The organism is Mucilaginibacter lappiensis (genome assembly GCF_900155965.1).
GTDB lineage: Bacteria > Bacteroidota > Bacteroidia > Sphingobacteriales > Sphingobacteriaceae > Mucilaginibacter > Mucilaginibacter lappiensis.
The window spans coordinates 435,527-448,913 of record NZ_FTMG01000001.1; the positions used below are offsets into that span (position 1 = coordinate 435,527).

The following is a 13,387-nucleotide window of genomic DNA, read 5'->3' on the forward strand; positions in this document are numbered from 1 at the left end:
GTATCAATGCGCCCTAAGATATGGAAAAATTGAACTCCAGGTTAATTAGTCATTCGCTGCATCCGAAATAGATGTTAAAATATCCCGGATATCTACAGGCTTTCTGACCATGGAGAAACTGCCGAACTTCGCGGCGAACTGCTCCATTTGCGGAAACTCAGACACCAAAATAATATGCAGATCTTTTGATGCCGGATCTGACTTTAAACGGTGACATAATGCCGCGGCGTTGTCATTCTCCATGATGAAATCAATGATTAAAATGTATGGATCAATCCCTGTGATCCGGGTAAATAAGTGTTCGTGATTTGCTATGGTCTGAACCTCAAAACCATTTGTCTCCAGCCCGGTCTTCAATTGTGTTAAAAGCTGCTCATCGGTTGAAACTGCCAATATCTTTTTCATCCTTTAATAACCTGATCCTGTTATTTTTGTTTAGGGAAATATTGTGTTAAAACATTTATTTAATTAGAAAAACATTTTCGCCGGTTTTTGATTTTGTTGGTATGAAAACTGAAACTTATCCCGGTAAACCTTATCCGCTTGGCGCCACATGGGACGGAGCAGGCGTAAACTTCGCTCTTTTTGCAGATAACGCAACGGGCGTTGAGTTGTGTCTATTCAACAATATCAACGACGAAAAAGAAGCTCAAAAAATAGAGATCAAAGAACGGACCCACCAGGTCTGGCACATTTACATCCCCGGCGCCCAACCGGGGCAATTATATGGCTACCGGGTTTCAGGGCCCTTTGAACCTGAAAAAGGGCAGCGGTTCAACTCCAATAAACTGTTGATAGATCCTTATGCAAAATCAATCGCGGGCCGGATCGAATGGCATGACGCGCTTTTTGCTTACGAAATCGGCAGCGAGCGACAGGACTTAAGTTACAGTGAGCTGGACAGCGCGCCGTTTATTCCAAAATCAGTCGTCATAGATCCTAACTTCGATTGGGAAGATGACCAACCGCTAAGAACCCCCTACCACCAGTCCATCATCTACGAAACCCACGTGAGAGGCTTTACGATGATGAACCCGGAGATCCCGGAAAATTTGAGAGGGACCTACGCCGGGCTGGCACATCCGGCAACGATAAAATACCTGCAGGAACTCGGCGTAACAGCAATTGAGCTGATGCCGGTTCATCAGTTTGTGAATGACAGGGGACTGCTTGACAAAGGCCTCGCCAATTACTGGGGTTATAATACCATTGGCTTTTTCGCACCTGATGTAAAATATTCGGGCAGCGGCGTATTGGGCGAGCAGGTGAGGGAATTTAAGGAGATGGTTAAAACCATGCATAAAGCGGGCATAGAAGTCATCCTGGATGTCGTTTATAATCATACCGCCGAAGGTAACGAGCTTGGCCCCACCCTCTCCTTCAAAGGGATTGACAACGCATCTTATTACCGCTTGACAGAGGATAACAAACGGTATTACATGGACTACACAGGTACCGGAAACACTTTAAATGCGATGTTGCCGAACGTATTGCGCTATATCATGGACAGCTTGCGTTACTGGATCACGGAAATGCATGTAGACGGTTTCCGTTTTGACCTGGCTGCCACCCTGGCGCGCGAGTTACATGAAGTAAACCGTTTGAGTCCATTTTTTGACATTATTCACCAGGACCCGGTCATCTCTCAGGTTAAGCTGATCGCGGAACCCTGGGACATTGGCGAAGGCGGCTACCAGGTAGGCAAGTTTCCACCAGGATGGGCAGAGTGGAACGGCAAATACCGGGATTCGATCCGTGACTACTGGACCGGAGCGGACAGTATGCTGGGTGAATTTGCCCAGCGCCTTACAGGCAGTCCGGATCTTTACCAGGATGATTATCGCAAACCTACAGCCAGTGTCAATTTCATTACTGCTCATGACGGCTTTACACTAACAGACCTGGTATCTTATAACGAGAAACATAATGAGGCCAACGGAGAGGATAATAACGACGGGGAAAGTCATAACCGCTCCTGGAATTGTGGCGTTGAGGGTCCTACTGACGATCCGGATATTATAGCATTAAGGAAGAAACAAAAGCGGAACTTGCTGGCCACCCTTTTTCTCTCTCAAGGAGTGCCTATGCTGGTCGCAGGTGATGAATTTGGTAAAACACAACAAGGCAATAACAATGCTTACTGCCAGGATAATGAAATTTCCTGGCTGAACTGGGAGCAGCAGGATCAGGAGTTACTGGTCTTTACCAAAAAGCTGATTAGTTTGCGGAAAGACCATCCTGTTTTCCGGCGCCGAAAATGGTTCCAGGGGCAGCCGATCAAAGGTAAAGATCTCGAAGATATCGCCTGGTTCCTGCCGGAGGGCGATGAGATGTCAGATGAGAACTGGAACCATGATTTTGCCAAATCTTTGGGCCTGTTTTTAAATGGCCTCGGCCTGCATCACGAGGGTCCACAGGGCGAGGCCATTGTCGATGATCATTTCTATTTAATATTCAATGCTCACGATGGTCCGCTGGATTATGTGGTCCCGGTTAAATTGCGCGGCAGAAAATGGCGCAAGGTTTTGGATACTGCTGACGATGATATTAAAGACCAGCCTGTAGAAAATAACGAAATTGTAACGGTACAGGGCCGCTCGGTGGTTCTATTACAACAGCCTTCCAGCCATGAATAAACCTATTCCAGGGATTCGGTTCGAAAACGGCGAAGCATTGATTGCTTTGTGGTCTCCAACTTGCAACAATGCGGCAATTCTAATAAACCAAACGGAAAAGCTCAGCCTTTACAAAGTTGATTTTGGTTATTGGGCGCTTAATACGCGGGCTATAAAACCAGGTGATACCTACCAGTTCTTACTTGATGATACGCCTTATCCTGATCCCGCCTCTTTATCTCAGCCCGACGGGGTAAACGGCCCGTCAAAAGCGCTGGATTTAGGCCCATATCAATGGAAGGATCGCAATTGGAGCAATCCACCACTGGAAGACTACATTATTTATGAACTTCATACCGGCACATTTACGCCCCAAGGGACCTTCGACGGAATAGCAGACAAACTCGATTATTTAAAGGAGCTTGGTATTACAGCCATTGAGATCATGCCCGTTGCACAATTTCCGGGCGAAAGAAACTGGGGATATGACGGCGTTTATCCTTATGCGGTTCAAAATTCTTATGGGGGGGCCGAAGGACTGATGGAACTGGTTGATGCCTGTCACCAAAAAGGGATAGCAGTAATACTTGATGTAGTTTATAATCACCTGGGGCCGGAGGGCAATTATTTTGCTAGCTACGGTCCATATTTTACAGATAAATATCATACACCCTGGGGAAACGCCATTAATTTTGACGATGCCTGGTGCGACGAGGTACGGCATTACTTTATTGAAAACGCGCTGATGTGGTTCCGCGATTTTCATATTGATGCTTTGAGGCTGGATGCGGTACATGCCATTAAGGATCTTAGTCCAAAGCATATTTTACAAGAGCTTAAAGAACGTACACCGAAAGGGCATCATCTCATCATCGAATTTGACCTCAATGATTCCCGGTTCATTGATCCTATAAAAAAAGGAGGGTTTGGGATGGATGCACAATGGATAGATGAATTCCATCATGCTCTTCGGGTAACCGCCGGAGGCGGGCAGGACGGTTATTATGCTGACTTCAATGGCATCGTCCATCTTGCCAAATCTTATAATAGCGCTTATGTCTATGACGGTATCTACTCCCCACACCGGCTGAAGACCTTTGGCATTCCTGCTCAAGATAACCCTGGCAACCAGTTTGTCGTTTTCTCCCAAAACCACGACCAGGTTGGTAATCGCATGCTTGGCGAACGGAGCAGTATGCTATTCAGCTTTGAAATGCAGAAATTGATGGCTGCGGCAGTTATGGTTAGCCCGTTTATACCGATGCTTTTTATGGGTGAAGAATGGTCGGCGCAGGAACCGTTCCTTTATTTTGTGAGTCATAGCGATCCGGACCTTATAAAAGCTGTGCGCAAAGGCCGTAAGGCAGAATTTGCCGCTTTTCATCAGGATGGCGAGGCCCCTGACCCACAAGCAAAGGAAACTTTTGAGCAATCAAAACTGGACTGGCAAAGAATAGATTACACGATGATTGACTATTACAAAAATCTGATTGCTTTGAGGAAACAGTTTCCCGCCCTTTATCAACTCAATCGTAAACTCGTCACAACAACGATAAATGAAAGCGACCAAACCCTCTTGCTGGAGCGCGGGGACCCACATCAAAATATCAGCTGCCTGATGAATTTTTCCGGGGAGCGGCATCAAACCGGAGTCCTAAGTAAACTTTTTGATTCAGCGGATCAGCGCTGGAACGGACCCGGTTCATTAAAGGGTTATATCCAGCCTCAGTCCATCATTATTTACACCAACCATGTATAACCCAATCAGCACCTATCGGATCCAGTTCCATAAAGGCTTTACCTTTACTGATTTGGAGCGAATCATACCCTACCTGGAAAAGCTGAATATTAAAACAATCTATGCCTCTCCTATTTTCGAGGCTGTTCCGGACAGCACGCATGGTTATGACGGGCTGAACCCTTTAAAGATCAATCCGGAGATCGGTACCATTCAGCAATTAAGAAAGATCAGCAAAAAGCTGAAGACGAAAAACATTGGCTGGATTCAGGATATTGTACCCAACCACATGGCTTTTCATCCGGATAACCACTGGCTAATGGATGTGCTGGAAAAAGGGCCAAACTCATCTTATAAACATTATTTCGACCAGAGCCTGAACGATGAATTATTCAAAGGCCCGATCATGGTGCCATTTTTAGATGGTGACCTGGATAAAATAATCGAAACCGGTGAGCTTACCATTAAGCGCACCGGCAAAAAGCTATTTTTTAATTACGCCGGTAACAACTGGCCGCTTAGGGCGGATTCTTATCCGGATAAGCTGGAATTGGGCCCCGGCGAATTGAAACAAATTGCAGATAAGCAGTATTACCGTCTTTGCAGCTGGAAGGAAACCGATCAACAAATTAATTTCAGGCGCTTTTTCACGGTAAATGGCCTCATTTGCCTGAACATACAAAAAGAAGAGGTCTTTGCGCATTTCCACCAGTTCATCAATGAGCTGATTAAAGAAAAAATATTTGACGGCTTACGAATAGATCACATAGATGGGCTTTTTGACCCCACCGGTTATTTGAAACGATTGCGACAGCTTTGCGGCAGCGAGACCTATGTCATTGTTGAAAAGATACTGGAACCCGGTGAAGTGATGCTGCCATGGCCAGTACAGGGAAACACCGGCTACGATTTTTTAGCCACCGTCAATAACTTGCTCACCAATCAAAAAAGCAGGTCTGCCTTTACTTCCTTTTACCGGGAGCTAGCCGGGAATAAATTATCTGTGGCAGAGCAAATCAAACGGAAGAAGGCTTTTATTCTTAAAAACCAAATGGGTGGCGAACTGGATAACCTGGTCAGCCTTTTACAATCCGGGCTTGAAATTAGTGGAGATTTAAAATTCAAAGAAATTATTGCGGAATTTTTAGTTCGCTGCCCCGTTTATCGTTTTTACGGCAACCAGTTTCCGCTGAATAAAGACGAGCATGCTGCCGTTATGCAAATATTTGAAGCTATTTCTATGGACTGGCCTGAATTGAAATCCGGTGTACAGGCTATACAGGGTTGGTTGGATAAGGGAAATAAAAAGGCATTGCATTTTTATCAGCGCTGCATGCAATTTTCTGGCCCCCTCATGGCCAAAGGTGTGGAAGATACGCTGATGTATACTTATAACCGCTTTATCGCACACAATGAGGTTGGTGATGCGCCGGCGGCTTTCGGCATCGCCACAGGAGAGTTTCATGACCAGATGCAATTACAGGAAAAAGCATGGCCGCTTTCCATGAACGGAACCTCTACCCATGACACCAAACGTGGGGAAGATGTGCGGGCAAGGCTGAATGTATTGACAGATTTGACGGAGGAATGGTTTAAAATGGTCAGGGAGTGGCAGACCATAAATCATACTTCCATTGACCCTAATGACGAATACTTTATCTATGAAACCTTAGCTGGTACCTACCCTATGCCTGGTGAGGCAGATGACGATTATGGCCAACGAATGGAGCAATACCTCGAAAAAACCCTGAGAGAGGCCAAACAGCGTTCGAACTGGGCAGAGCCAAATATAGCCTACGAAACGAATGTAAAACAGTTTGTCAAAAACTTATTAAATAAAAAAGGAGCTTTCTGGAAAAGCTTCAAACCCTTTCATCAAAAAATAGCCGGATTTGGCGTGATCAATTCTCTTGTACAACTTTTGCTAAAGCTAACGGTACCCGGCACGCCGGACATATACCAGGGCTGTGAGCTTTGGGATCTGAGCCTGGTAGACCCCGATAACCGCAGGCCGGTTGATTATAAGCAGCGGGAGAGTTACATTGATGACCAGGATGATTTCCGGCAATTATGGAAAACGAAATTTGATGGTCGTATTAAACTTCGGTTATTGCAAACTGTATTGAAGGAAAGAAAGGATTATCCCCTTGTGTTTTCGGATGGTGAGTATATCCCGTTGAAAGTAGAAGGACGGCACAGCAACCAGGTGATTGCTTTCGCCAGGCGGTATCGTGGCTTGTGGTTCGTTACTGCAGCTCCGTTAGGCATAGCCGCCCTTAAGGAGGACCAGCTATTTGATTGGGCAGATACACGGATCATGCTGCCCGAAAATATCCCAGCCACATTTGAAAACGTATTGTTGAATGTTACAGAAAAAGCATCCGGCGAAATTCCGCTGTCATCACTTTTTAGTAAACTGCCAATGGCCTTGCTCAGGTTTGAACTTCCTGCCACCGATCGGGGATCAGGTGTATTAGCGCATATCACTTCGCTACCTTCGACTTTTGGAGCAGGTGATGTAGGACCGGGTGCAAGGAAATTCGCGGATCTGTTACATCAGAGCGGGCAAACATATTGGCAAGTTTTACCAATCAATCCTGTGGCTGCAGACAACAAGTTTTCGCCTTATAGCTCCTGGTCAGCCATGGGTGGTAATATCCGGCTTATTAGCCCCGAATTATTGCAGGAGGACGGGTTATTAACAGCTATCGGTTCTGCCAATAAAAATGAGCTGCTCGACCAGGCCTGGAAAAATTATAGAAATGGTGATTGTCCATGGTTAAGCGCTCCATTTAAGGATTTTTGCTTAACAGAAGACCATTGGCTGGATGATTTTGGCTTATATAACGCGCTCAAGAAACACCACAACAACCTTCCCTGGCACAAGTGGCCTGAAGAGTTTAAACTAAGGAATGCAACAGCATTGACAAAATTCCGGAAAGACCACCAACAATCTATTGAAAAAGCTAAATGGTTGCAATTTATTTTTATGCGTCAATGGCAGCAATTGAAAGCATATTGTAACCGCCTTGACATTCGGGTTTTGGGCGATCTGCCGTTTTATTTAAGCTATGATTCCGTCGATGTGTGGGCCAATCCTAAATTATTCCGGCTAGAGAAGGACATGCGGATGGAACAGATGGCAGGAGTACCTCCGGATTATTTTAACGCGAACGGCCAACTTTGGGGTATGCCAGTATATGACTGGAATGAATTGAAAGCCCAAAATTATCTTTGGTGGGTACAGCGGATACGGAAGAATATGCAACTTTTTGACCTGCTCCGGCTGGATCACTTCCGGGCCTTTTGCTCCTTTTGGGCGGTACCCGCCGAAGCGGATAGCGCAATCCATGGTAAATGGATCAGCGGCCCTGGTGCTGATTTCTTTAAAGTATTGCAGCAGCAAATCGGCACGCTGCCCTTTGTAGCCGAGGATCTTGGCGATATCGACGAAGATGTTTATCAATTGCGGGATCAATTCAAACTACCCGGAATGAAGGTTTTGCAATTTGCTTTTGGAAAAGACATGCCGGCTTCACCACATATCCCCCATAATTATACGCCAGGTGACATCGTATATACCGGTACACACGATAACAATACCCTTAAGAGTTGGTTTCAAAAAGAGGCAGATCAAATGCAGCGCGATTGTTTAAACGATTATACGGGACTGAAAGTTAATACGACCAACGTCAACAGTGTGTTGATCAGAATGGCTTTCTCATCGGTAGCCAAATTGGTTATCGTACCCTTGCAGGATTGGTTGAGATTGGACGAGCACGCAAGAATGAACACCCCTGCGGCAACTGAAGGAAACTGGTTATGGCAGGCAACAAAACAACACTTGAAAAAATTCCCGGTCGGAGAATTAAAAAGACTTACAACACAACACAATCGCTTGTAAAAATTTCTTACAAGTTAAAACCAATCTTATTAGCAATTGTTATATTCTTAAAAAAAGGGCAAAAAAATTAAGCATATCACAATACCCATGAATGAAATATTATTAATCAACGACCAATCTTCAGGTGCGGTTCATACAGCTTCATTTGCATTGGATTTGGCGCAACGCTTGAATAAGAATATCGTGTTGGCAAACATTGTATATCAGCCAAAGCGACTACAATTTGCCAGTGCAGGTGGTTTTGAGCCCGCCAATCATGATGAGTCCCTGCTCCAGCATTTAAATGAACTGAGCCATTACAAAGAGGGTTTCCGACCAATTGTTGAGTTGTTGGACGCTGCAGATTTTACCGAAAGAGACCTTATTAATTATATCAATCAGCGCAATATTTTCATGGTCATCCAACCTGCAACAAAAGATACATCACGTATAAATATCCAGTCGATACTGAACAGGATCCTTTGCCCTTTATTATTAATACCAGACACCTTTCCTGTTAAAGCGCTGAAACGGATCATGTACCTAACCGATCTGCGCTATTGCCAGGTTCCTATTGTAAATTATTTAAAGAAGTTTACCAAAGAGGCGTCAGCCAGTATACTGATCGCACACATCTGTGCAGCCGGTCTTCCGGATCTTGATAAAGCTTACGCGAATGATCTTTTCACAAATGGGATAAGTACACGGGTTCAAACAAACTCCATGTTTTTCAGTCATATTAAGGAAAGAGATATGCCGGCAACGGTTGACACCATGGTACATGGCATGCAGGCTGATTTATTGGTTTGTCAAAACAACGGATATCACTTTAATCAGCTTCTTGGCGGTCGGTGCCTTCCTTTCCTCCCCGACCATGTTATTGTGCCGTTGCTGGTTTTTCCCTCATGATTTGGAAACAGTTTGGTAATTAAGGATCATTATGTTGATTTATCGTGTGTTGTAAAGCTATTTTACGACAAGCAAGAGCCAATAGACGAAAAATAGTGATCAGGGAAGGTGCGGACAGACAACATCAAATGCCGGGTTACGACTAAGTCATCAATGCGATCTTCAGCCTCCCGGGATATCCCATGCTCTGGTTAAATAAATTTATATTTTTGCGGCTGAAAAATTTAAAAATCAGGTTAATGGAAAAATTCAATAAGGTTAAGACCTTGCTCGAAGCGTCAGAAGCGGACTTCGCGGCGTTCTATAAAAAAGGCAATAAGGCAGCGGGCACCCGTGTTCGGAATGTCATGCAACAATTAAAAACACTGGCACAGGAAATCCGCCAGGAGGTTACCGAACAAAAGAATAAAGCGTAATTAAAAGTAGAAATACTGTTTTGGGTAAGCCCGGCTGCGAGTCAGCCGGTTTTTTTTGTAAAAATATAGATCATTCCACGGTCATTGGCATTACCCAATGTTCCCACAAAAACAACAGAGGACTTAAATTCATGCTTATGGCATTAATGGCAACAGTTTTGCAGCTGATATATGACCACAATTAAAAAGAGGAGAACAGGATATGGATTTAGAGAACGAAAAGCGGCAAATACAGTCTTTAATAGCTGCAAAGATCAAATTGATCTATAACAGGAATATAGACGAACTATTGGCAAATTATGCGGCTGATGTTGTGTCCTTTGACTTAATGAGTCCTTTGCAGAACAACGGCATTGCGCCAATGAAAAAAAGGCTCGAAAATTGGTTTGCAGGTTATAAAAGCCCGATTAAGCAGGAAACGGCTAACCTGAAGATCATGGTTAGTGAAGAAATTGCTTACAGCCACTGTCTTACCCGAACCTTTGGAATCAATTCCAATGGGGAAGAAATGGATATGTGGTACCGTACCACAACGGGGTACAAGAAAGAAAATGGCCGATGGCTGATCACACATGATCATAATTCCGAACCGATCGATATGGAAACCGGTAAAGCCATGTTCGGTCTGAAACCATAATTTGCGACACGGTCAACCTAGTAGGGAAATGGCCGCCCGGAGGAAATATAACGGTACCTCCATCCATGGAAGAGGCTGATTATTTTTTGCGAGATAATATAACCCTGACAATCACCGTTCCGGACCAGTGTTTATATTTTTGCATTGCCTGTTTCCTGGCTATTAGCTATGTTAGCGGCATGAGAAAGATGATAGTGCCGGGGATTGCTCTGGCTATGACACTGACCCTGGCATCCTGGGGATTTAAGGGCCACCGGGCCATCGCTACAATAGCCGAAAAGCATTTAACGGCAAATACTGCCAAAGCAGTCAGCATTTACCTGAAAGGCGCGAAAATGTCGGAGGTTAGTACCTGGGCGGATGAAAACAAGGACAAAACCACTGCTCCCTGGCATTACCTGAACCTGCCTTTAGGTTTAAGCCATGAACAATTCATAGATGCGGTGAGCAAACAAGGGAGCGATAACGTTTATTCCGCTATCCTTAAAGAAGAAGCCATATTAAAAGACAAGACGTCAAGCCCGGATCAAAAGAACGAAGCCCTGAAATACCTGATCCATTTGGTGGGCGACGCCCATCAGCCGATGCACGTCAGCCGGAAGGAAGATAAAGGCGGTAATACCATTCAATTGCAATTTGACGGGCAGGGCACCAACCTGCACAGCCTTTGGGACAGCAAGCTGATCGACCATGAGGGCCTGAGCGAGGCGGAGATCGTTTCAAAGTACGATTGGGCTAATCCGGCACAGATCAAAAAATGGCAGTCGGACAGTCCCATGGAATGGCTTTGGGAAAGTTACCAGGTCAGTACAGAACTTTATGCAGACATCAAACCGGGCCAGCGCGTGGACGATACGTATTATCAAAAATATATCCCCACCGTCCACCTGCGCATCGACCAGGCCGGCATTCGTTTAGCCGGAGAGCTGAATAGGCTTTTTAACGACACTCCTCTAAAAACAGTTCCTTTCCAGGCCCCGGCAGCTCCTGCCGTTAATCCGCAGGCCAACGAGGTCAAGCTGGAGGACATCAATAATTACGTAGGTAAAGCGGTAAAAGTAAAAGGCAGGGTATATGGCAGCAAAGACATCGGCAGTATGACACTCGTGAATCTGGGTGCGGCCTATCCAAACCAATTGCTGACCGTAGTCCTGAAAGAGAATGCCAAAACACTGACGGATAAAGTCAAAGATCAAACGATAAGCGTACAAGGTACGGTGATTATGTTCAAAGGTAAACCTGAAATTGTCGTTACCGACAGTGTACAACTCCGGTTCGAAAAATAATATGCCCCACGGCGAGTATAGTATATGCTCTCCCCTCTTGTTTAGCTGCAACAACAGGCGAATTAACGGCTAATGTTGCGGCTCCAGGAGTAAAATAACGAATGTATAAACTGACACAGGAGTTGACTTTCCCGAGGTTTTAATCTTAAAATATGTATTTGATTTATCGTTTAGATCAATGGAATCTTTTACTAATTTCGCCCCATGACTACCAATTTCAAGATTGATTTTGATGACGCAGAATTTGAGTTTGTCAGTATGAACAGGGTAAGGCTCCAACTTTTCCAGGTTTATGTGTTGCATGAAGGTAAAAAGCAGCGCTTTCATATGCAGATCAATGACCAGGCAGCTTTTTATATAACAGATATGCAAGTTTGCCCGGAGGTTTACCGTTCCCTCGAAAATACCTTAAGTGACGCTATTCTAAAGTTGGGAGAAGTTAAATAAGTAATTCACGATGGCCACCTTGCATTTTGACTCAGCCGAACGACCAGATACCGGCAAAAGACATTAGCAATTTACGACTCATCTACAGCTTTAAGCCTGATCCAAATTACCTATTTTAGCATAATGAAACCCATTGTCCTTACCAAATCGCAGGCACGGAGCATTATTATTAATGCCGCCGGACTCGCCCGAAAGGCCCAATTCGGAACAGGGATTGCGGCTGTTTATCAGGTTATTGACCATTTGGGTTTTGTGCAACTTGATACGAATTACGTGGTGGAACGTGCCCATCACCATGTCATGGCAGCCCGTGTACCGGACTACCAAAAGGAATGGCTGGCCGAACTTTGCGAAGACGGCAACGTCTTTGAATATTTTACTTCGGATGCCGGCTTTCTTCCCATGCGCGACTTCCGTTTTTCATTGGCGGTCAAAGAAAGTTTTATAGTCAACGGAAAGCCAGTAAGTCCGGCGGAGACACGGCTTATGAGGGATGTACTCGACCGGGTGGAACGTGAAGGCCCGTTAATGGTGGGTGATTTTGACGATGACAGACCTGAAGCAAGTACGGGCTGGTGGGACTGGCGGCCGGCAAAGGTAGCACTCGAACGACTTTATCTGGAGGGTAAACTGATGGTCAGCCGCACCAAGGCGTTCCACAAGGTCTATGACCTGCCGCTGAATTTGGTGCCTCAGGAAACAGATCTGACCATGCCGGTACCCCAGGAATTTGCCCGTTATATTATCCGCCGCACATTGGGCGCATTGGGTATAGCCTACGTTAAGGAGATCGCGTGGCGGGCGCGGCGCGTGAAGGGAAACATGGTCAAAAAGGAATTGGAGGAAATGGTTGCAAATGGAGAAGTACAGGTAGTGATGATTGAGGGACTGAAAAGCGCTCCATTGTATATGCTAAGCAATCAACAAACAGTAGTAGATCTGTCCGGCGAGGCATTCATTCTCTCGCCATTTGATATCCTGAATGTTTTCCGACACCGGTTAAAAGATTTTTTTGATTTCGACTACCAGGTCGAATGTTTTGTCCCCGCTGCAAAGCGTAAGTACGGTTATTTTTCACTTCCGGTGCTTGTGGGTGATGTTTTTGTTGCCCGGATGGATGCCAAAGCCGACCGCAAACATAAAATACTCATTGTTCATAACTTGCATTTTGAAGATATAAAGCTCGATGGAGCGGTGATTAATCAAATTGTAGAAGCCCTTAAAGCATTTATTCAATTTAACGAATGCAGAGACATTATCTTTAAGAAAACCAATAGTAACACTTACCTGAAAACGATCAGCAAGAGTTTTTCCGGATAACCGGCCCGGATGAAAGCGATAAAGATCCTGAAAGAACAATTCATGTTAGCCAAGTGGGTACACGTTCAGGATTACAGTATTTCAGTATAGATAAACACAAAGACGGCGCAGTGTTATACTTCCAAAACCTGACCGC

10 protein-coding genes are annotated in these 13,387 nt (G+C 45.0%); 9 read left to right on the forward strand and 1 reads right to left on the reverse strand.

Annotated features, from left to right (window positions below; translation table 11 throughout):
* Positions 1-45: 45 nt before the first annotated feature.
* Entirely contained in the window at positions 46-405 is a 360-nt protein-coding gene (locus BW976_RS01835) for a response regulator (protein ID WP_076369804.1), read from the reverse strand.
* A 101-nt stretch (positions 406-506) separates the two neighbouring features.
* Here BW976_RS01835 and glgX point away from each other — a divergent pair, with 101 nt between their 5' ends.
* The 9 genes from glgX to BW976_RS01880 all read left to right on the forward strand — a co-directional run bounded on the left by glgX (position 507) and on the right by BW976_RS01880 (position 13,251).
* Positions 507-2,636, forward strand: a complete 2,130-nt coding sequence (gene glgX, locus BW976_RS01840) for a glycogen debranching protein GlgX (protein WP_076369806.1) — start codon at positions 507-509, stop codon at positions 2,634-2,636.
* Positions 2,629-4,374 (forward strand): malto-oligosyltrehalose trehalohydrolase, encoded by a 1,746-nt coding sequence (treZ, locus tag BW976_RS01845; protein WP_076369808.1) that lies wholly within the window; start codon positions 2,629-2,631, stop codon positions 4,372-4,374. The genes glgX and treZ overlap by 8 nt, the downstream gene beginning before the upstream one ends.
* Positions 4,367-8,257: a malto-oligosyltrehalose synthase gene (gene treY / locus BW976_RS01850; RefSeq protein ID WP_076369810.1), complete on the forward strand. Its 3,891-nt coding sequence runs from the start codon at positions 4,367-4,369 to the stop codon at positions 8,255-8,257. The genes treZ and treY overlap by 8 nt, the downstream gene beginning before the upstream one ends.
* Positions 8,258-8,344: 87 nt before the next feature.
* A complete protein-coding gene (locus BW976_RS01855; RefSeq protein ID WP_076369812.1) occupies positions 8,345-9,145 on the forward strand; it encodes a hypothetical protein in 801 nt (266 codons plus the stop codon).
* Between the two features lie 239 nt (positions 9,146-9,384).
* Positions 9,385-9,561 (forward strand): histone H1, encoded by a 177-nt coding sequence (locus tag BW976_RS01860; RefSeq protein WP_076369814.1) that lies wholly within the window; start codon positions 9,385-9,387, stop codon positions 9,559-9,561.
* A 202-nt stretch (positions 9,562-9,763) separates the two neighbouring features.
* Positions 9,764-10,198, forward strand: coding sequence for a YybH family protein (locus BW976_RS01865; RefSeq protein WP_076369816.1), 435 nt, complete (start codon positions 9,764-9,766; stop codon positions 10,196-10,198).
* A 179-nt stretch (positions 10,199-10,377) separates the two neighbouring features.
* Positions 10,378-11,484, forward strand: a complete 1,107-nt coding sequence (locus BW976_RS01870; RefSeq protein WP_175614009.1) for a S1/P1 nuclease — start codon at positions 10,378-10,380, stop codon at positions 11,482-11,484.
* A 204-nt stretch (positions 11,485-11,688) separates the two neighbouring features.
* The gene (locus BW976_RS01875; protein WP_076369820.1) at positions 11,689-11,931 is read left to right on the forward strand and encodes a hypothetical protein; all 243 of its coding nucleotides are present in this window, start codon (positions 11,689-11,691) and stop codon (positions 11,929-11,931) included.
* 123 nt (positions 11,932-12,054) lie between these two features.
* Positions 12,055-13,251: a winged helix-turn-helix domain-containing protein gene (locus BW976_RS01880; RefSeq protein WP_076369822.1), complete on the forward strand. Its 1,197-nt coding sequence runs from the start codon at positions 12,055-12,057 to the stop codon at positions 13,249-13,251.
* Positions 13,252-13,387: the final 136 nt, after the last annotated feature.